The sequence below is a fragment of the Micromonospora sp. NPDC048835 genome (assembly GCF_040649995.1).
Classification (GTDB): domain Bacteria; phylum Actinomycetota; class Actinomycetes; order Mycobacteriales; family Micromonosporaceae; genus Micromonospora.
Window position 1 is genome coordinate 118738 of record NZ_JBEZGM010000011.1, and the last position, 19771, is coordinate 138508.

19 protein-coding genes are annotated in these 19771 nt (G+C 71.1%); 10 read left to right on the forward strand and 9 right to left on the reverse strand.

Annotated elements, in window-relative coordinates; genetic code table 11:
- Positions 1–113 precede the first annotated feature (113 nt).
- Together AB0C15_RS15755 and AB0C15_RS15760 are read right to left on the reverse strand one after the other, a co-directional pair.
- Entirely contained in the window at positions 114–1232 is a 1119-nt protein-coding gene (locus AB0C15_RS15755; protein WP_357352375.1) for a hypothetical protein, read from the reverse strand.
- Positions 1233–1243: 11 nt separating this feature from the next.
- Positions 1244–1756, reverse strand: coding sequence for a SigE family RNA polymerase sigma factor (locus AB0C15_RS15760; protein WP_357352377.1), 513 nt, complete (start codon positions 1754–1756; stop codon positions 1244–1246).
- 168 nt (positions 1757–1924) lie between these two features.
- On the opposite strand from AB0C15_RS15760, the gene AB0C15_RS15765 reads away from it, so the two are divergent.
- Positions 1925–2938 (forward strand): potassium channel family protein, encoded by a 1014-nt coding sequence (locus AB0C15_RS15765; protein ID WP_124777438.1) that lies wholly within the window; start codon positions 1925–1927, stop codon positions 2936–2938.
- Between the two features lie 30 nt (positions 2939–2968).
- Here AB0C15_RS15765 and AB0C15_RS15770 read toward each other — a convergent pair whose 3' ends face one another.
- Complete coding sequence (locus AB0C15_RS15770; protein ID WP_357352379.1) at positions 2969–3448, reverse strand: MarR family winged helix-turn-helix transcriptional regulator; 480 nt, start codon at positions 3446–3448, stop codon at positions 2969–2971.
- An 82-nt stretch (positions 3449–3530) separates the two neighbouring features.
- Here AB0C15_RS15770 and AB0C15_RS15775 point away from each other — a divergent pair, with 82 nt between their 5' ends.
- Positions 3531–4175 carry an NAD(P)H-dependent oxidoreductase gene (locus AB0C15_RS15775; protein ID WP_357352381.1) on the forward strand — a complete coding sequence of 215 codons (645 nt, stop codon included), beginning with the start codon at positions 3531–3533 and terminating at the stop codon, positions 4173–4175.
- Between the two features lie 72 nt (positions 4176–4247).
- Here the strand turns inward: AB0C15_RS15775 and AB0C15_RS15780 are convergent, their stop codons facing one another.
- The 3 genes from AB0C15_RS15780 to AB0C15_RS15790 all read right to left on the reverse strand — a co-directional run bounded on the left by AB0C15_RS15780 (position 4248) and on the right by AB0C15_RS15790 (position 8872).
- Entirely contained in the window at positions 4248–5282 is a 1035-nt protein-coding gene (locus tag AB0C15_RS15780; RefSeq protein WP_357352384.1) for a 2-oxoacid:ferredoxin oxidoreductase subunit beta, read from the reverse strand.
- On the reverse strand, positions 5275–7122 hold the full coding sequence (locus tag AB0C15_RS15785) for a 2-oxoacid:acceptor oxidoreductase subunit alpha (RefSeq protein WP_357352386.1): 1848 nt from the start codon (positions 7120–7122) through the stop codon (positions 5275–5277). Before AB0C15_RS15785 ends, AB0C15_RS15780 begins: the two co-directional genes overlap by 8 nt.
- 280 nt (positions 7123–7402) lie before the next feature.
- Positions 7403–8872, reverse strand: coding sequence for a hypothetical protein (locus tag AB0C15_RS15790; protein WP_357352388.1), 1470 nt, complete (start codon positions 8870–8872; stop codon positions 7403–7405).
- A 129-nt stretch (positions 8873–9001) separates the two neighbouring features.
- Between AB0C15_RS15790 and ndhC the strand changes: the two genes are divergently transcribed.
- Positions 9002–9379, forward strand: coding sequence for an NADH-quinone oxidoreductase subunit A (gene ndhC, locus AB0C15_RS15795; protein WP_357352390.1), 378 nt, complete (start codon positions 9002–9004; stop codon positions 9377–9379).
- Between the two features lie 67 nt (positions 9380–9446).
- On the opposite strand, the gene folP is transcribed toward ndhC, so the two are convergent.
- Positions 9447–10316, reverse strand: coding sequence for a dihydropteroate synthase (gene folP / locus AB0C15_RS15800; protein WP_357352392.1), 870 nt, complete (start codon positions 10314–10316; stop codon positions 9447–9449).
- A 156-nt stretch (positions 10317–10472) separates the two neighbouring features.
- Between folP and AB0C15_RS15805 the strand changes: the two genes are divergently transcribed.
- The 7 genes from AB0C15_RS15805 to AB0C15_RS15835 all read left to right on the forward strand — a co-directional run bounded on the left by AB0C15_RS15805 (position 10473) and on the right by AB0C15_RS15835 (position 16908).
- The gene (locus tag AB0C15_RS15805) at positions 10473–11132 is read left to right on the forward strand and encodes a DivIVA domain-containing protein (protein ID WP_357352394.1); all 660 of its coding nucleotides are present in this window, start codon (positions 10473–10475) and stop codon (positions 11130–11132) included.
- Positions 11129–11626: an SRPBCC family protein gene (locus tag AB0C15_RS15810; RefSeq protein ID WP_357352396.1), complete on the forward strand. Its 498-nt coding sequence runs from the start codon at positions 11129–11131 to the stop codon at positions 11624–11626. Before AB0C15_RS15805 ends, AB0C15_RS15810 begins: the two co-directional genes overlap by 4 nt.
- Before the next feature lie 42 nt (positions 11627–11668).
- The gene (locus tag AB0C15_RS15815; protein WP_357352398.1) at positions 11669–12250 is read left to right on the forward strand and encodes a DNA-3-methyladenine glycosylase I; all 582 of its coding nucleotides are present in this window, start codon (positions 11669–11671) and stop codon (positions 12248–12250) included.
- 13 nt (positions 12251–12263) lie between these two features.
- Positions 12264–12887 carry a hypothetical protein gene (locus AB0C15_RS15820; RefSeq protein WP_357352400.1) on the forward strand — a complete coding sequence of 208 codons (624 nt, stop codon included), beginning with the start codon at positions 12264–12266 and terminating at the stop codon, positions 12885–12887.
- Positions 12888–13190: 303 nt separating this feature from the next.
- Positions 13191–14222 carry a pectinesterase family protein gene (locus tag AB0C15_RS15825; protein WP_357352403.1) on the forward strand — a complete coding sequence of 344 codons (1032 nt, stop codon included), beginning with the start codon at positions 13191–13193 and terminating at the stop codon, positions 14220–14222.
- Positions 14219–15652 (forward strand): cellulose binding domain-containing protein, encoded by a 1434-nt coding sequence (locus AB0C15_RS15830; RefSeq protein ID WP_357352405.1) that lies wholly within the window; start codon positions 14219–14221, stop codon positions 15650–15652. The genes AB0C15_RS15825 and AB0C15_RS15830 overlap by 4 nt, the downstream gene beginning before the upstream one ends.
- Positions 15653–15687: 35 nt before the next feature.
- Complete coding sequence (locus AB0C15_RS15835) at positions 15688–16908, forward strand: cellulose binding domain-containing protein (protein ID WP_357352407.1); 1221 nt, start codon at positions 15688–15690, stop codon at positions 16906–16908.
- A gap of 265 nt (positions 16909–17173) precedes the next feature.
- On the opposite strand, the gene AB0C15_RS15840 is transcribed toward AB0C15_RS15835, so the two are convergent.
- Positions 17174–18415: a DUF1501 domain-containing protein gene (locus tag AB0C15_RS15840; protein WP_357352409.1), complete on the reverse strand. Its 1242-nt coding sequence runs from the start codon at positions 18413–18415 to the stop codon at positions 17174–17176.
- A 14-nt stretch (positions 18416–18429) separates the two neighbouring features.
- Positions 18430–19728 carry a DUF1800 domain-containing protein gene (locus AB0C15_RS15845; protein WP_357352411.1) on the reverse strand — a complete coding sequence of 433 codons (1299 nt, stop codon included), beginning with the start codon at positions 19726–19728 and terminating at the stop codon, positions 18430–18432.
- Between the last annotated feature and the right edge of the window lie 43 nt (positions 19729–19771).

Here is a 19771-nt window from a genome sequence, read left to right on the forward strand (position 1 = left end):
GCCGGCCTCACTTTCGCGGTCGTCGTCGGGAACACCCCCATCATGCCCGTCCCCGGCCGTCCGGGCTGACCCGTCCGGGTCCGCGCCGCTCCCACGGCGCGGACCCGGGTCGTTCACCGGCTCAGGTGGGTGTGCCAGGTGGCCGGGTCGGGTACCAACGTGACCGCCGGGAACAGGGCCCGGGTGCCACCGGCCGGGAGCAGGGCGCTGTCGTAGATCGACACGTTCGCCCCGTCGACGTCGTAGACGGTCAGCGACTCGTTGCCGTTCTCTCCCCTGAACCGCGCCGGGTGCCCATCCAGGGTGGTGTTCGGGTCGACGAACGCCCGGTCGGCGGGGTCGGTCACGTTGCGGTAGCGGGAGATGCCGACGCTCAACGTCCGGGCCCGCTGCTGACCGGGGTCGGCGGTGGCCGGTTCCGGAGTCCAGGTCCAATCCGCGTACCAGGTTCTGGGCTCGTCGAGTGACTCGGACACGTTGAGCGTGATCATCCGCAGGTTGGCAGGTACGCCCGCCACGGTCGCCGGCATCGGAACGGCATCGGTGCCGAAGCGCAGCGAACCGGCCACCCGCGCCGCCACGTCCCGCACGTCCGATTCGATCCCGAACACCCGGACCTGTGCCCAACCGTCCGGGGCGTACCGCCAGCGCAGGATCGCCTCCGATTTCTCGGCACCCGAGTAGCTGACGAAGACGCTGTCGCCGCCGTTGAGTCGAGGGCCGGCGGTGGACTCACCGACCACCGCGGGTTCACCGCTGTCCCGCTGCGGTGCCGATGGCTGCATCCCCCTGGGCAGGAGTGCGACCGCCACGAACTGACTCCTGTCGTCGTTGCGGCCGTTGGTCGCGCTGAGGTACACACCGGTACCGGAGAGCAGCAGCCCGGCCTGGTAGTGAAGATCGCGCATCCCGTCCGGCAGCCAGCCGAACCGGACGTACACCCGCTGTGGGTCGACAGTGGTGAGCGCTGCCGGCAGCCCGGTCTCGCCGTCGGCGGCCGCCGGGCCGGCCGGACCGGTGGCGGGCGTGCGGTCCGGGATCAGCAGGTCGGGGACGGTGAGCCCGCCGACGGTCAGCGCCGCCGCCAGCAGTGCGGCGCCGGCTCCCCGGGCGAGGCGGCGCTGCCGCCGCGCGGTGGTCATCGCCCGGCCCACGTCCAGCACCGTGGAGGGCTGCTCGGCGGATTCGACCTCGGTCAGCATCAGGTCGCCGATCTGGCGTTCGTCAAGCATCGTCGCTCCTCTCAGTTGGCGGTCAGGGTGGGGGTGAGCAGGCTGCGCAGGGTGGCCAGGCCCTTGGCGGTCTGGCTCTTCACCGTCCCCGTCGAGCAGCCCATGGCTCGGGCGGTCTCCTCGACGCTGAGGTCCTGGAAGTACCGCAGCACCAGCACCGCACGCTGCCGGGGCGGAACGTTGCGCAGCGCGCCGACGAGGGTGATCCGGTCGGTGGGATCGGTGGTGGCGCTCGCCCGCTCGGGGAGCGCGGCGCCGAGCCGGACCCGGGACCAGCGCAGCCGTCGCTCGTCGATCAGTCGTCGCACCAACATGGTGCGGACCAGGGCGTCCAGGTGATCGGCCTGCCGCGCCTTGGTCCACGAGCGGTACAGCTCGGTGAGCACCCGTTGCAGGATGTCGTCCCCCCGGTCCCAGTCCCCGCACATCAGGTAGGCGGTGCGCCGCCACCGCACCATCCGGGACCTGACGTACTCGGTGTATTCGTGGTCGGCCTCGGCTCGCCGTCTGCCGCTTGTCGTCACGAGGGTCGCGCCCCCTCCGTCTACCGGCCTGCGCCGGTTCGTCGTTGTCGTCAGGTAGTCGGGTGGGGGAGCGGTGCGGGTTGTCCGGTGTGCAACCCGGACGTGCGATCGATGCCGTACCCGCTATGTTGTGGGCGTGCAGGAGACGGCGGGGGAGCAGGTTCGACGGTGATCCATTTTCCCGCGCAGCGGCGGGGCCCACTGAGCGCGCTGAGCCTCCGGCTCGCGGCCGCCCTGGGCCTGGTCTTCGCTGTGGTCGCCGCGGTCTACCTGGGCCGGGACGGCTACCGCGATGTCAACGAGGACGGGCTCACCCTCCTCGACTGCTTCTACTACGCGGTCGTGTCGCTCTCCACCACCGGCTACGGCGACATCACCCCGGCCGCGCCGTCGGCCCGGCTGGTGAACGTCCTCTTCATCACCCCGGCCCGAGTGATCTTCCTGATCATCCTGGTCGGCACCACCCTTGAAGTTCTGACCGAGCAGTACCGGACCGGCCGTCGCCTGTCGCGGTGGAGGAGAGCCGTGAAGGACCACGTCATCATCTGCGGCTACGGCACCAAGGGGCGCAGCGCTGTCTCGGCCCTGATGGAGAACGGCCTGGACCGCTCGCGGATCGTGGTCGTGGAACGCAGCGCCGCCGCCCTGCGGCAGGCCACGTCCGCCGGCCTGGTGGCGATCGAGGGGTCGGCGACCCGCTCGTCGGTGCTGAACGAGGCGCACGTCAAGAACGCCAAGGCCGTCATCATCGCGACCGACAGTGACGACGCGTCGGTGCTCGTCGCGCTGACGGTACGGCAGCTCACCGCCGGTCAGGTCCGCATCATCGCGGCGGCCCGGGAGGCGGAGAACGCGCCACTGCTGAAGCAGAGTGGTGCGCACCACGTGATCGTCTCCTCGGCCACCGCAGGCCGGCTGCTCGGCCTCTCCACCTCGGCGCCGCCGCTCATCGACGTGGTGGAGGACCTGCTCACCCCGGGTCAGGGCATGGCGCTGGCCATGCGTTCGGCAGAGCGGGACGAGGTGGGGCGCTCGCCGCGCGAACTGGACTCGCTGGTGATCGCTCTGGTGCGGCGGGGCAAGGTGGTCACCCTGGCCGACCGGGCCGGTGCGGTGATCGAGACCGGCGACATGCTGGTGCACGTACGCGACGACCGTCCCCAGTCGGCCACGACCGCCTGACCGTCCCGCCCGCCGCTGGGTGACGCGGCGTCAGCAGGTGTCGTCGGTGGCGCAGATCGCCTCGGTGCAGGTGATCGGCGTGCCGGTGGAGGCCCGGCTGAGCAACTCGTAGAGCGTCTCCCGCTCGGCCGGATTCAGCGCGCCCAGCACCTCGTCCTCGGCGCTGGCAAGCGCACATTCCGCCTCGCTGAGGCGTTTCGCACCGTTTTCGGTGAGTTCGACGACATGTCGGCGGCGGTCCTCGGGGGAGCGCCGGCGCTCGATCAGCTGCTCCGCCTCCAGGTCGTTGAGCAGCCCGACGATGTTGGTGCTGTCCATCTCCAGGATGGCGGCGAGCGCCTGTTGACCGGTGCCGCCGCCGGCGCGCAGCACGGTGAGCGCGACCAGGTGCCGGGGGCGTAGCCCCAGCGGCGCGAGCACCGACTCCGACCGTAGCCGCATCCGCCGGGCCAGGTGGTCCAGGAGCGCGCCCGAGCGGTGCTCGGAGGTGTCGAGCGGCTGGGCGGACATGTGACCCAGTCTACCGACCCAGCGGAACATCTGCCTGCTATAAATAGTTGGTGCTCCACAGACGATCCCTGAAGGAGAAATGATGCATCTGCTGCATATTGACTCGAGCATCCGCGGTGACTGGTCGGTCAGCCGGCGGCTCACCGCCCGCGCCGTCGACACCTGGCGTGCGGCGCACCCGGACGGCACCGTGACCTACCGGGACCTGGGCGCCGAACCGCTGCCACACCTGGACGCGGACGGCGGCCTCGCCCGGATGACGCCGCCGGACCAGCACAGCCCGGCGCAGCGCGACTCCTGGGAGCTAAGCGAGCGGCTGGTCGACGAGGTGAAGCGGGCCGACGTCGTGCTGCTCGGCCTGCCGCTCTACAACTTCGGAGCGCCCAGCAGCGTCAAGTCCTGGGTCGACCACCTGATCGTTCCCGGACTGGCGTACGACCCGACGACGCAGGAGGGTCTGCTCGGCGGCCGCGAGTTCGTGGTGCTCGCCACCCGAGGCGGCGGCTACGGCGAGGGCACCCCCCGCTCCGGTTGGGACCATGCCGAGCCGTGGCTTCCGCACGGCCTGTCGATGACCGGCATGCAGCCGCGCTTCATCAGCGCCGAGCTGACCCTGGCACCGTCGGTGCCGGCGATGGCCGAGCTGATCCCGCTGCACGAGGCGAGCCTCGCGGCGGCCGAGAAGGAGATCGACAACCTCTGGACGCCGGCCACCGCCAAGCGCTGAGGCATCGTCGGTACGACGAGAAGAGCGGCCGCCCCCGTATCGGGGACGGCCGTTCTCGTCACGGACTGCTGATCAGACGATGGTCCAGGTGTCGCCGCTGCCCAGCAGGCCGGCGAGCTGCTGCTCGGGGGTCTCGGTGACCTTCGCCTTCGCCGTGGCCAACTGCTCCTGCACCACGCTGTCGTAGGACGGTCGGGCCACCGAGCGGAACACACCGATCGGCGTGTTGCGCAGGTCCAGGCCGGGCAGCCGGGACAACGCGAAGGCGTACGCCGGGTCGGTCACCGTCGCGTCGTGCACGACGATCTCCTCCGGGCGGACCGAGCTGGTCTCCCGGACCTCCAGGCCGAAGGCACCCGGCGGGTGCACCACGCAGAACTGCCCGTCGGCCCCGAAGGTGATCGGCTGGCCGTGCTCCAGGCGGATCAGGTAGTCGTCCCTGGTGGACGGGTCCTTGAGCTGCTCGAACGCGCCGTCGTTGAAGATGTTGCAGTTCTGGTAGATCTCCACGAAGGCCGAACCCTCGTGCTCCGCGGCGGCCCGCAGCACCGACTGGAGGTGCTTGCGGTCGGAGTCGATGGTGCGGCCGACGAAGCTGGCCTCCGCGCCCAGGGCGAGTGAGAGCGGGTTGAACGGGGCGTCCGCCGAGCCGGCCGGGGTCGACTTGGTGACCTTGCCGACCTCGGAGGTCGGCGAGTACTGGCCCTTGGTCAGACCGTAGATCCGGTTGTTGAACAGCAGGATCTTGAGGTTGACGTTGCGCCGCAGCGCGTGGATCAGGTGGTTGCCACCGATGGAGAGCGCGTCGCCGTCGCCGGTGACCACCCAGACCGACAGGTCCGGCCGGGACACCGACAGGCCGGTCGCGATCGCCGGGGCCCGACCGTGGATCGAGTGCATGCCGTACGTGTTCATGTAGTACGGGAAGCGGGACGAGCAGCCGATCCCGGAGACGAAGACGGTGCGCTCCCTGGGGATGTTCAGCTCCGGCATGAACTGCTGGATGGCCGCCAGGATCGCGTAGTCACCGCAACCGGGGCACCAGCGCACCTCCTGGTCGGACTTGAAGTCCTTCGCGGTGAGCTTGACGGCGACGGGCTCAGACATTCTTCAGCACCTCTTCAAGCGTCGTCTCCAGCTCGGCGGCCGTGAACGGCAGGCCGCGGACCTGGTTGTAGCTGATCGCGTCGACCAGGTAGCGGGCCCGGATGACGTGGGCGAGCTGACCCAGGTTCATCTCCGGGATGACCACCTTGTCGTACGACCGCAGCACCTCACCGAGGTTCGCCGGCATCGGCGCCAGGTGCCGCAGGTGCGCCTGGGCGATGGACAGGCCACGCTGGCGTACCCCGCGGCAGGCCGCACCGATCGGCCCGTACGTCGAGCCCCAGCCGAGCACCAACACCCGGGCGTCGCCGTCCGGGTCCTCCACCTCGATGTCCGGCACCGGGATGGTCTCGATCCGGGCGGCCCGGGTGCGCACCATGAAGTCGTGGTTGGCCGGGTCGTAGGAGATGTCCCCGGTCTTGTCGGCCTTCTCCAGGCCGCCGATCCGGTGCTCCAGGCCCGCCGTGCCGGGGATTGCCCACGGCCGCGCCAGGGTCTGCGGGTCACGCAGGTAGGGCAGGAAGGTGGTGCCGTCCTCGCCGTTGGGCTTGGTGGCGAACTCGACCCGCAGGTCGGGCAGCGACTCCACATCGGGCAGCAGCCACGGCTCCGAGCCGTTGGCGACGTAGTTGTCGGACAGCAGGATCACCGGGGTGCGGTAGGTGAGCGCGATCCGGGCCGCCTCGAGTGCCGCGAAGAAGCAGTCCGACGGTGACCGGGGCGCGATCACCGCGACCGGGGCCTCGCCGTGCCGACCGTAGAGCGCCATGTTGAGGTCGGCCTGCTCGGTCTTGGTCGGCATGCCCGTCGACGGGCCGGCGCGTTGCACGTCCACGATCACCAGCGGCAGCTCCAGCGCCACCGCGAGCGAGATCGTCTCGCTCTTGAGCGCCACACCGGGGCCGCTGGTGGTGGTCACCCCGAGCGACCCGCCGTAGGAGGCGCCGAGTGCGGCGCCGACGGCGGCGATCTCGTCCTCGGCCTGCATGGTGAGCACACCGAAGCGCTTGTGCTTGCTCAGCTCGTGCAGGATGTCCGACGCGGGCGTGATCGGGTACGCGCCGAGGAAGACCGGCAGCCCGGAGCGGACCCCGGCGGCGACGAGCCCCAGCGAGAGCGCCGCGTTGCCGGTGATGTTGCGGTAGGTGCCCGGCTTCATCTTCGCCGGCTTGACCTCGTAGCGGACCGCGAAGTCCTCGGTGGTCTCGCCGAAGTTCCAGCCGGCCTTGAAGGCGGCGACGTTCGCGGCGACCAGCTCGGGACGGGCCGCGAACTTGCGCTCCAGGAAGCGCAGGGTCGACTCGTAGGGCCGGGAGTACATCCACGAGAGCAGGCCGAGGGCGAACATGTTCTTCGACCGCTCGGCGTCCTTCTTGGACACCTGATGGGCGGCGAGCGCGCCAACGGTCATCGAGGTCAGCGCCACCGGGTGCACGACGTAGCCGACGAGCGAGTCGTCGTCCAGTGGGCTGGTCTGGTAGCCGACCTTGGCGAGGTTGCGCTTGGTGAACTCGTCGGTGTTGACGATGATGTCCGCGCCGCGCGGCAGGTCGGCCAGGTTGGCCTTGAGGGCCGCCGGGTTCATCGCCACCAGCACGTTTGGCGCGTCACCAGGTGTGAGGATGTCGTAGTCGGCGAAGTGCACCTGGAAGCTCGACACACCCGGCAGGGTGCCGGCGGGAGCCCGGATCTCGGCGGGAAAGTTCGGCAGCGTCGAGATGTCGTTGCCGAGCTGCGCCGTCTCCGAGGTGAACCGGTCCCCGGTCAGCTGCATGCCGTCGCCGGAGTCACCGGCGAACCGGATGACCACCCGGTCGAGTTGACGGATCTGCTTGGTCACTGTGCCACCTTCGTTCGCGACTGCGGGGCTCGCCCGGCCACGGAACCTCCTTGACGCAACGCTCCACCGCACCGCCCAGGCTGGTCCGGCCGCTGTCGTTCCTCACCTGAGAGCCTACGTCTAAGGGAGACCTAACCACCGCCGGAGGTCCGCCGACTGGGACCCGACCGGGAGGAGAAGTGCCCGCCTTTGCGGTGTTACGCCCCGCCCGCCGTAATTCAGATCACCACCCGGTCGCGTCGATGACCCCGGCCGCACCGGTGCCGGGCCCATCCGTCGATCAGTCGGCGGGGCTTGGCGCGGGCTCGGGCGCCGGGCCGCCGAACCGACGGCGCAGCGAGGTCGTGGCCAAGGTGAGGGCCAGCGCCCCCAACAGTGCGGAGACCACGATCAGGATGACCGCGGTGCGCCGCACCGAGGTCATCCCGCCGTCTCCGCTCGCGGCCCCGGCCGGGAGCACGCCCTGCGAGCCGGTCGGTGCGGGCGGGGAGACCACCGGCGTGGCGAGGGCGGCCGCCGCGGTGATCCGGAAGCTCATCTGCACCCGACGGGTCGGGCCGCTGCGCGGATCGAGCTGACCGATCAGGGCGCCGGACAACGGCGCTTCCCGCTGGGCCTGCGGCGTCGCCTCCACCGGCAACTGCACCTCGGCGGTCGCGCCGGCCAGCACCACACCGGCGTCGCAACGGGTACGCGTCGGGTCGACCGCCACGCAGCCGAGCGGTGGGGTCGGCACGGTCACCCCGGCCGGCAGGACGACCTCGACCCGGCCGGCGGCGTCCACCGTGCCGGTGTTGCCAAGCCGGAGCGTGAGGACGCTCGGGCCGCCGCTGATGTCGAAGGCCACCTCGTCGGCGGCGAGCGCGATGCCGGGCATCGGCGGGCCGGGCGGAAAGAGCACCGCGAAGCCCTGGTCGTCGGTCGCCTCGCCGGGCACCCCCGGCGCGTCCGCGACGACCTGGACGGAGCCGCTGAGCGGCATCTGCTTCCACGCCGTGCCGGCGACCCGCAGGCGCAGCACCGTGCTGAACCGGGCACCCGCCTCGGCCGTCCAGGCCCCACAGCGGTACGCCCCGCCGCCGGCGGCGGCACAGCCCCTGGTGCCGGCGTCGGTAAGCCCGGCGGGCAGCGTGTACGACAGTCGGATCCGCTCCGCGGTGCTGCCGGTGTTGTGCACCGTGACCTGCAGGGTGGCGGCGGTGCTCGCGGTGTTCCAGTACGCCTCGGTGACGGTGACGTCGCCGGTGGTGACCTGCACGGCAAGCGGGCTCTGCTCCGGCGGCGCTGACACCGGCGCGGGCGGACGGATCGGTGGGGCCGGGGGGTTCGGCGCGATCGGAGGAGCCGTCGGGGGCGCCGGGGTGGGCGGTCGGGTGGTGCTGACCGGCGCGGGCGCGGTGGTGGTCGGCGCCGGGGGGACCTCCGGGGCGGTGGTCACCGGCGCTGCCGGCGTCGTCGCCGGAGGGGGTGGGGTGGTCTCCGGTGCCGGCTCGCTCGGCTCGGGTTCGCCGCCCGGGACCTCGGTCGGGGTGGGCTCCTCCGCCGGTGTGGTCGGGGGGCCCTCCTCTCCGGGCTCGTTCACCGGGTCGGCCGACGTCGCGGCCGGGTCGACGTCCGGGGTGGCCGCGCTGGCCCAGCCCGGGCCCGCAGCGAGCGCCGCGAACAGACCGAGCGCGAGCGCGGTCGCCAGCAGAGGTGTGGCACGCCGCCCCTCCGCCCGGTAACCGGGCGGTGCCTTCACGCGGGCCATCTGTCCTCCGGTGACATGGGTGGGCGTTCAGTATTCGGTAACAGTTGCCTCAGCGCACTAGTCCCATCTGGAAACAAATCCGTAACGTGTTTGGGACGGCCCGTCCGAGTGGACGGTAGGCTGCCGACTGTGACCGGATACCTGGGCTCGTACGCGACGCTCGGGCTCCTGCTGCTCGCCAGCGTTCTCTTCTTCGTTACGGCGTTCTCGGCCAACCGGGTGTTACGCCCGGCACGTCCGGCCGACCCGCCGGGTAAGCGGGCCAGCTACGAGTGCGGGCTCGACCCGGTCGGTGCCGACTGGGCGCAGATGCAGATCCGCTACTACGTGTACGCCTACCTCTACGTGCTGTTCGCGGTCGAGGCGGTGTTCCTCTTCCCCTGGGCGGTGGTCTTCGACCGACCGGGCTTCGGTCTGGTGACGGTGGTGGAGATGGCGGTGTTCGTGGCGGTGCTCGCGCTCGGCATCCTCTACGCCTGGCGCAGGAACATCCTCCGCTGGAGCTGAGCGCTACGGCCTCCGGCGATCGTGTCGGTCCGTCCGGCCGTTCGCTGTCGGTTACCGCGACAACCGGTCAGGCCAGCCCCCGCCGGGTCGCCGTGGGCGGGCGGTCGCCGCGGATCGAGGCCACCAGATCCAGCACCCGACGGGTCGGGCCGACCTGATGGGCCCGGAACACCCGGGCGCCGAGCCAGGCTGAGACCGCCGTCGCGGCGAGCGTCCCCTCCAGCCGCTCGGCCACCGGCAGGCCCAACGTCTCACCGATGAAGTCCTTGTTGGAGAGCGCCACAAGCACCGGCCAGCCGGTTGCGGTCAGCTCGTCCAGTCGGCGGGTGATCTCCAGCGAGTGTCGGGTGTTCTTGCCGAAGTCGTGCGCCGGATCGATGAGGATCCCGTCGGGGCGTACCCCCGCCGCCGCCGCGCGCTCGGCGAGCCCGGTCACCGTCGCGACCACGTCGGCGACCACGTCGGTGAAGGCCGCCCGGTGCGGTCTGGTCCGTGGTGTGAGGCCGCCGGCGTGCGAACAGACCAGGCCGGCGCCGGTCCGCGCGGCCACCCGCATCAACGCGGGGTCGGCACCCGACCAGGTGTCGTTGAGGAGGTCGGCGCCGGCCGCCACGGCCTCCGTCGCCACCTCGGCCCGCCAGGTGTCGATGGAGATCACCACGTCGGGAAACGCGGCTCGGACGGCGGCGATGGTGTCCACCGTGCGGCGGATCTCCTCGGCGACGTCGACCTCGGCGCCGGGGCCGGCCTTGACCCCGCCGATGTCGATGATGGCCGCGCCCTCGTCCACCGCCCGCTCCACCGCCCGTAGGGCGCTGTCGGCGGCGTAGGTGGCCCCTCGGTCGAAGAAAGAGTCCGGCGTGCGGTTGATGATCGCCATCACCACCAGCTCGCCGGGGGCGAACGTGTGCCCACCCAGCCGAAGCGCCCCGGCCATGCCCGCCTCCTGGAAGTTCGCGCCGTCGCCGCCGCGTCGGCCGGTCCCGACGCTAGTCGGTCGCCCGTCCGCGATCCGCCCCGGGCGTCGGCACCGATCACGATCGGGACGGGTGGCGGGGTCGCTCCGGGCCGGCTGCCATGCCACGATCAGTACATGGGTCAGCTTCTGCTCCTCCTGGTCGTGGCGTTGACCGTCGCGGCGGTGATATTCGGCGTGACGGTGCTGGTCAGCGGCCGTGATCCCGGGCTGGTGCCAGCCGAGCCGGATTCGCAGGCCGTGGCGTTGCCGGGCAGCCGCCCGCTGCGCGAATCCGACGTGGGGGCGGTCCGTTTCGACACCGGGCTGCGCGGGTACCGGATGGACCAGGTCGATCAGGCGATGCGCCGTGCCGCCTACGACATCGGCTACAAGTCCGAGCTGATCGGCGTACTGGAGTCGGAGGTCATCGCGTTGCGTGAGGGGCGCACCGACGACGCGGACGTGCTGCGCCAGGCCCGCGAGCAGTCCGTCAGCAAGGCGACGACCGCCGACGAGGCCCAGGTGACGCCCGCAGAGGCGGCGGAACCGGGCGGGGCGGCAGAGCCGGGTACGGCGGCCGAGCCAGGCAAAGACGCGCCGCTGAACGGCGAGGCCGGTTCGGCCCCGGTCGGCTCGACGACCCCCGGCTCGTTGCCGGCCGCCACCTCGTCCCCGGCGGATTCCGATGGTGTGGCGCCTGCCGCGACCCCCGCCGACGACGAGTCGGCCGATCGTGGGCAGCCCGCCGACGGCACCGAGAAGCGCGACGCGGTGGTCCGGTCGGAGTCCGCGTGACCGACCCGGAGGGTGCCGACGATCTTCGGGAGGCGGCCCGACCGGGTGCTGGTGAGGTGACCGCGACGGTGATCGTCGACGCACCGGCGGAGCGGGTCTTCGCCGCCCTGCTCGCCTGGGAACGTCAGTCCGACTGGATCCCGTTCACCCGCGTCCGAGTGGTCGAGGGCGACGGGCGCGAGGGCAGCCGGATCGAGGCGGTGACCGCGATCGGCCGGGCGACCCTGCGCGACGAGATGCGGGTGGTCCGGGTCGACGAGCCGTACGAGATCGGCGTCGTGCACCACGGCCACCTCCTGCGTGGCCCGGGGGTGCTGCGCTGTACCCAGCTTGGCCGGGACCGCACCCAGGTCGTCTGGCACGAGTGGTTCCACCTGCCGGGCGGCCGAGCCGGTCGACTGGCCTGGCCGGTGCTCTGGCCCGGCTCCAAGCTCGGCCTCACCCAGGCGCTGAAGAGGTTCGCCCGCCTGGTCGAGCAGGGCCGGTTGCCCTGACCGTGCGGCCCGGTGTCGGTGCCATGCCCTAGCGTGGGCGAGGTGACTGACCTGGTGATCGGCGCCGACGGGCTGGCGCGCTGCGCCTGGGGGTCGAGCACCCCCGACTACGCCGTCTACCACGACACGGAGTGGGGGCGGCCGCTGCGCGGCGACGACCAGCTCTACGAGCGGATGACGCTCGAAGCGTTCCAGTCCGGGTTGTCCTGGCTGACCATTCTGCGCAAGCGTCCGGCGTTCCGGCTGGCCTTCGACGAGTTCCACCTGCCGACCGTCGCCAGCTACGACGACTCCGACGTGACCCGGCTGCTCGCCGACGCCGGCATCGTCCGTAACCGGGCCAAGATCGAGGCGGCGATCGCGAACGCCCGCGCCGCACTGGAGCTGCCGGAGGGTCTGTCCGTGCTGCTCTGGTCCTTCGCGCCGGAGCGCCGGCCGGCCCGCCCGGCCTCGTTCGCCGAGCTCGCGCCGATCACCCCGGAGTCGACGGCGATGGCCAAGGCCCTGAAGAAGCGCGGCTTCCGGTTCGTCGGCCCGACCACCGCGTACGCGCTGATGCAGGCCACCGGCATGGTCGACGATCACATCGTCGGCTGTCACGTCACCGTCCCACCGGTGGCGTGATGAGATGTCAGACATGACGACCGAGACCGCGCACCGGGCCGGTGCGGCCGGCCACACCGACGGGGTGGGCACCTGGGCGGTGCTGCTGCCCGCCGAGCGCTACGAGGCCGAGCGGCTCGTGCACCACGACACGCTGGAGCTGACCGGGCTGACCGGTGTCGTCCGGCCGGCCCCGGGCGACCAGGTGGCCGTTCTGGTCGACGGGCCGCCACGGCTGGTTGCCCTCGGTCGGGTCAGCGCGCCGGGGCAGCGCCACCGCGAGGACCCGGACGACCCGCAGTCCCCGGTCGAGCCGGAAACGCTCGTCGTCGCGTACACCCGGAGGGTCTTCGACGAGCCGGTGCCGGCCGACCTGCTGACGCTCGACGGGCCGGTCACCGCCCTCGACCCGGCGGCCTTCCGGGCGCTCGCCGACCAGCTCGGCCCGCCCCCGGCCCGGCGCACCTGGCTGGTCAGCCTCGACCTGCCGATCGAGGCCGGCACGCCGGCCGAGGCGGTTCGTCTGTTCTGGTCCTACGTGCAGGAGTTGGGGCCCCGGGAGCTGCCCGCGTTCGTCTCGCCGGCCGGTGACGAGCTGGCCATGCAGGCTTTCGTGCTGGGCGAGCAGGCCAACCAGGATCCGGAAGAGGACGACTAGAACCGTGCCGTTCGGTTGGGCGGTTCGCTCCAGGCCATCAGGGTGAGCTGACCCGCCTCGTGTCGTTCGAGGCAGTCGACGACGCCCTGGCCTCGGCGCGACGCTGCCAGCGGTGGCCACGCCGACGCCCAGCACCCACGGCAGGGTAACCGCTGCTCACCCCTGCGGCCGCTGCATCTTTATATTTCCATTTAGCGATGTTAGCGTTAACTTTCGTCGTCGTCTGCCGGATCGGCATGACCTTCGGCGGAGGCCCCGTGGGATCGGAGGATGCTTATGACCACATCCGGCAGGATTCTTCGCGTGCGTTCGGTGGCGGTGGTGACGGTGTGCGCTCTCGCCGCCGCTGTCCCGATGGCTTCTGCCGCGTCCGCCTCCGCGACCATCACCGTGGCCGCCGACGGCAGCGGCAACTACACGAACGTGCAGGCGGCGATCGACAGTGTCGCGGCGAACAACGGCGCTCCGGTCACCATCACCATCAAACCCGGCACCTACCGGGGCGTGGTCACCATCCCGGCCAACAAGCCCTACCTCACGTTGGCCGGCGCCGGCGGCTCCGCCGCCCAGGTGGTGATCGTCGAAGGGCACGCGGCAGGCCAGATCAAGCCCGCTGGCGGTACCTACGGCACGTCCGGCAGCGCCTCGGTCTTCGTCAACGCCAATGACACCACGATCAAGAACCTGACCATGTCGAACGACTTCAACGAAGCCGCCAACACCCTCGACGCCGAGCAGGCCGTCGCTGTCAACACCTCCGGCGACCGGGTGCAGTTCGACAACGTCCGCATTCTCGGCAACCAGGACACCCTGCTGGTCAACGCACCAAGTGTCAGCTCGGTCCGGCGTCTCTACGTCCGCAACTCCTACGTAGAGGGTGACGTCGACTTCGTCTTCGGGCGGGGCACCATGGTCTTCCAGAACGGCACCGTGCACTCGCTCACCCGGGGCTCGTCGTCGAACAACGGCTACATCACCGCTGCGGCCACCGACATCAACAACAGGTTCGGCTTCCTGTTCTGGGGCACCACACTGACCAGCAACGCCCCCGCCAGAACCGTCTATCTGGGCCGGCCCTGGCACCCCAGCGGCGACGTCAACGCCCGCGGTCAGGTCCTCTACCGGGGCGTAGCGATGGGCGCACACATCCGCACCGACCCCTGGACGGACATGTCCGGCTTCTCCTGGAGGACCGCCCGGTTCGCGGAGTACAGCAGCACCGGGGCCGGTGCGGTCGTCAACGCCAACCGGCCGCAGCTGAGCGCCTCGACCGCCACCCAGTACACCCCCACCGCCTACCTGGCGGGCAACGACGGCTGGAACCCCATCCGATGACGAAGATCTCCCCGCGTACCCGACTCGGGACGCTCATGAACGCTTTGGCGAGGACGCGTACCGCGGCGCTCATCGCCGTCGCAGCCGGCGTGCTCGCCGCAGGTCTGCCGGTCCTCAGCGCCGAGGCTGCTGTCGGTGACGGCACCCCGGCCGACTCGAACATCAGCTTCGTCGGCCGGTGGAACAAGACGAACGCCACGGCCTACGTGCCCTACTGGGCCGGCGCGTACCTGCGGGTCGGGTTCACCGGCAGGACGGTGAAGCTCAGGCAGCGCAACACCATCCAACTGTGGGCCAGCATCGACGGTAGGGCGTTCACGTCCTTCACCGGCTCCGGCACGATCAACCTGACGCCGACCGCGCTGGCTGCCGGCAACCACACGTTGATCGTCAGTTACCGGCAGGTGGCCGGCTCCTACACCGGTGACGCGGTCTTCCAGGGGCTGATCCTGGAGTCGGGCGCGCGCACGTTCACGCCGCCGGTCCGCCCCAAGCTGGTCGAGTTCGTCGGTGACTCGATCACCGCGGGCGCCACGAGCAGTCAACTCGCCGTGACGGACTACGGCTTCAAGGTCGGTGAGAGGCTCGGCTACGACCACACCCAGATCGCGATCGGTGGCATGTGTCTGGCCGAGACGACCGATGGATGCTGGGCGCACACGACCCGCTACTGGATGTCGTCAGGTGGCCAGGCCGGCACCGACCAGTGGGACTTCTCCCGCTACACGGCCGATGGCGTGGTGATCAACCTGGGGACCAATGACAGGAGCCACGGCGTGAGCGCCGCGGCCTTCCAGGCGACGTACACGAGCTTCCTCACGAGGATCCGGGCCAGGTTTCCGAACGCCAAGCTCTTCGCCATGCGGACGTTCATCGGGCGTTACGCGGCGGAGACGGAGGCGGCAGTGCGGGCACGCAACGCCGCGGGTGACGCCGACGTGTTCTACGTGGACACGACCGGCTGGCTGCCGTCCGGCGGCCTGAGCGACTCGGTGCACCCGAACGACGCAGGTCACCAGGCCATCACCGACAGGTTGGCCCCGGTCCTCAGCGCACAACTGACCACGGTCCCGACCCCGACCCCCACTCCTGAGCCGACCACTCCGGTGGCCGGGGCCTGCGCGGTCACCTACCGCAAGACCGGTGACTGGGGTACGGGTGCCCAGTTCGACGTGACGCTCAGCAACACCTCCACCGTCCCGGTCGACGGTTGGACACTGACCTGGTCCCTGCCCGGCAGTCAGCGGATCACGCAGTCCTGGAATTCCACAGTCACCCAGTCCGGTGCTGCGGCCGCGGCGGTGAACGTGCCCTGGAACGCGGTGATCCCGGCCGCCGGGTCGACAAGCTTCGGATTTGTCACCGACAGCCCGCTCGGCGGAGCGACCGGTTTCGCCCTCAACGGCTCCCCGTGCGCTGCCACCACCTGATGGCGAGCGTCTCCGATCACGTCAGGAGTTCCCCGATGAAGGTACGGCGAGCGCGTTTCGTGGTCCTGGCGGCAACGGTGCTGACCGTCATGGCCGGCGGGCTCGGCATCGCCACCGCCCGGGCCGCCACCCCGGCGTGCGGTGTCGCCTACCGGGTTACCAGCCAGTGGGCCGGCGGGTTCGGAGCCGACGTCGTCGTCACCAACCTCGGTGACGCCGTGACCAGTTGGGCAGTGGGTTGGAGCCTCGCCCCCGGGCAGGGCGTGACGCAGGCATGGAACGCCACCGTCACGGTCACCGGCACGGCGGTGACCGCCACCAACGTGAGCTACAACGGTGCCGTCGGCTCCGGCGCGTCGGTCAACTTTGGCTTCACCGGTTCGTGGAGCGGCAGCAACCCGGTGCCGTCGTCGTTCTCGTTCAACGGCGTCACCTGTGCCGGCCCGCCGGCAGCGACCCCCACCGCGACGCCGACGCCGACGTCAACACCCTGCACCGACCCGACCACACCGCCGACCACCCCTCCCACGTCGTCGCCACCTGTGCCGGTCAAAGTGTGGATGGCCGGCGACTCCACGATGATGAATGCCAGTTCCTGTCCGATCGGCTGGGGCAGCCAGTTCGCGTCCTACCTCAACTCGAACGTCACCGTGCAGAACAGTGCCGTCGGCGGTCGCAGCATCCAGACGTGGCTGTACGAGGGCAATGTGACCTCCACCAAGAACTCGGCCGGCGAGTGCGCGCTCAGCTCGACCGCCTACAGCGCCAGGTGGTCGGCGATGGTGAACACCGACAGCGGCTTCAAGGCCGGTGACTATCTGATCATCCAGTTCGGCATCAACGACGGTGACTCGGCCTGCCCGCGACACGTTGGCGCCAACCGCTTCAAGGAGCTGCTCGGCGTCATGGCGACGGCTGCCAAAGCCAGAGGCGTGCAGCCAATCTTCGTCACCCCGGTCGCGGCAATCACGTGCAGCGGCAGCACCGCCGTCGGCAATCGCGGTTTCGTCGCCGAGACGACGGCTGCGGCCGCCGCGAACGGCGTACCGGTGATCGACCTGCACGCGCGGAGCGTGGCGCTCTACAACACGCTCAGGCTGTGCCCGAACAACGGTAACTACTCGACGGGCGCGGTCGGTGCGTTTTTCTGCAACGACCACACCCACTTCGAGGCCGCCGGCGCCAGACAGATCGCCGGCCTGATCGCCACCGCCCTCAGGGCGCAGAACATCCCCCTCGCCGCCCACCTGAAGTGACAGTCAGCCCTCGCGGGCCGTCCCAGGCGGCAACGTGCCCGCCTGGTGCGTGATCCCGGCGAGAACGAGTCGGCACCGACGATCTCGAACGGCGGTGCGACTAAGGCCTGTTTCATAAGGGCGGTCGAGCCGAGGCGGGGTCCGGGCGGCGATCCGGCAAGGCGCGGTTTCGTCCGGATACCGGTGTTGTATCCGGACGAAACCGCAACGCCGCCGGGCGTCGTCCGGGCCCGCCGCAGGCCGGCCAGTTCTTATGAAACAGGCCTTAGAAGAGCTTCTCCACTCGTCCCCGCCAGTCGGCGAGGACCGGGCCCGGGTCGGTGTCCAGCACCCGTTCAAGCAGCGTGGCGTAGACATCCCGGAAGTCGGTGGTGTATTTCAGGTCGCCGTCGTCGAGGTCGGTGAGGCTCGGTGCTGCGCCGTGCCAGCCACCACGGACGCCCGCGCCGAGCAACAGCACGTCCGAGGCGGTGCCGTGGTCGGTGCCGTCCGAGGCGTTGGCGCGTACCCGACGGCCGAACTCGGAGTAGACCGCCACCACCACCTTCCGGCCCGCCTCGGTACGACTCATCCGGTCGGCGAACCTGGTCAACGCCCGGTCCAGTTGGCCCAGCAGCACGGCCTGCAACTGCTTCTCGTCGGCGTGCGTGTCGAAACCGCCGAGCGACACCGAGAAGGCCCGGGTGGACACTCCCGCCTCGACGCACTGCGCGACCAGGTCGAGCTGCGCGTCGAGCGGTGTGCGTGCCCCTCCGGTGGCCGTCGCGGGAGCCTGCTCGCCGTCCGGGTCCGCCGTGTCCGGGTCGGCGGAGTCACGGACCTCGCGGATCATCTCGTCCACCGAGCGCATGTCGGCGAAGCAGGCGGCGGCGCGACTCCGGGCCGTCGACTCGCCCGCCTCGGCGGCGGCGAAGGCGGTGAGCGTCTCCGCCGACAGGCCCTTTGCGGCCTTGCGGTCGGTCACCGGCACGGCCGCGCCGGCGCTCTGCGCACCGGCCAGCAGCGGCGGGAGCGCCGGCTCGAAGGAGACCGCCAGCCGGGGGTCGCCACCGACCCGGTCCAACCACCGCCCGAGCCAGCCGGTGTTGCCGGGCCGGTCCGGTTGCGCGGTGTGCCAGATGTCCATCGACCGGAAGTGGCTGCGGTCCGGCTTCGGGTAGCCGACCCCGCGTACGATCGCCAATCCGTCACCGGACCAGCGCTCGTGCAGGCCGGCCAGTGCCGGGTTGAGGGCGAAGTCGTCGTCCAACCGCAGCAGCTCCCCGTCCGGGTACGCCAGCTCGGGGCGAGCCGCCCGGTAGGCCGGGTCGCCGTACGGGATGACCGTGTTGAGCCCGTCGTTGCCGCCGTAGAGGGTCACCAGCACCAGCGTGCGGGACTGTGGGTCGCCGTCTCCGCTGGTGTCCAGCAGGTCCCGCAGGCTGTACGCGCCGGCCCCGGCGGCCAGCGCGCCCGCGCCGACCACTCCGCTGGTCAGCAGGAACCTGCGTCGGGTCAGGGTGTCCATGTCGACTCCTCCGCTCAGCTGACGGTGTATTCGGGGCTGACCAGTCCGGCGATCAGCAGCTTGCGGGGCTCACCGGCAAGCGGGGTGAGGGCGGCGCGGGTGCGTGCCCCCCAGCCGTCGACCACGAGCAGTCGGGCCAGCGCGTCCGGTCGCCCGGCGGCGGGCGCGGCGGTCAGCCGGGCCAGTACCGCTGGTGCCGTGGCAGCGGCGAGCACTCCGGCCGTCCGCAGCCGGGCCTGCAACGAGGAGGTGGTCAGCCAGGCGGCCCCGGCCGGCCAACCGCCCACGCTCGGTGGACGCAGCGGCACCTGGTCCAGCGCGTTCAGGCCGGTCAGCAGTTGCTTGCGCTGCTGCTCGGGCAGCGCGGACGGCCGGATTCCGAGCTGCCGCAGCGCGCCGACGAGCCACTCCACCGGCTGCTTCACGAGCGTGCCGCGGGTCCGGGTGAAGGCAGGCGCGGAGAGGACCGCACGCAGTGTCGCGATGGTGTCCGCACCGGCCAGACCGTCCGGTGCCGGGGTGTCGCTGCCCGCGTACCGGAACCAGAGCCGCCCGGCCACGAAGGTCGCCGCCGCCGGTTGGGCGGCCAGCAGACCGGCGTACGCCGCGGCGTCGAACCGGCCGCTCTGCCCGAGGATCGTCTTCTCGCCGGGGTCGTGCCGTTTGGGCTCGAAGCGGGCCACCCCGGTACGCCGGTCCACCACCCAGCCGGTCAGCGCCCGCGCTCCGGCCTTGACGTCGGCCTCGCCGTAGGCACCGATGCCGAGGGTGAAGAGTTCCATCAGCTCGCGGGCCAGGTTCTCGTTCGGTGCCTTGCGGGTGTTCTTCTGCCCGTCCAGCCAGACGATCAGGGCGGGGTCGCGCACCATCGCGGCGACGAGCGGGCCCAGCGGCCCACGACCATGCCGGCGCAGCGTCTCCAGTTGACCCACCATCAACCGCGCCGACTTGACCTTCTGCGCGCTGGTGGCCCAGTGCCCGTGCCAGAAGAAGAGCAGCTTCTCGGTCAGCCCGTCGTCGGCGGCCACCATCCGGTCCAGCCACCATTCGGTGACCTGCTGGAGTTGCGTGCGGCGCTCCGCGTTCGCCTGCTGTCGCTGCTCGCGGGTGGAGTCCTTGCTCAGCCCGGCGTACGGGTCCGCCGGCAGCGTCGGGAGCGGCGTGGCCGCCGCACCCCGGTCCGTCGCGGGCGGGGTGAGCAGCCGGTCCAGGGTCGCCGCCGGCCCGGCCCGTTCGGCCGTGTCCACCTCGTCGGCGGTCGGCCCGAAGGTGGCCCGGCGCAGCAGGTGTGCCACCGCTTCACGATCGCTCATACCGGCCGACGCTAGGCGGCGGGTGTTCGAGGACGGTAAGGGT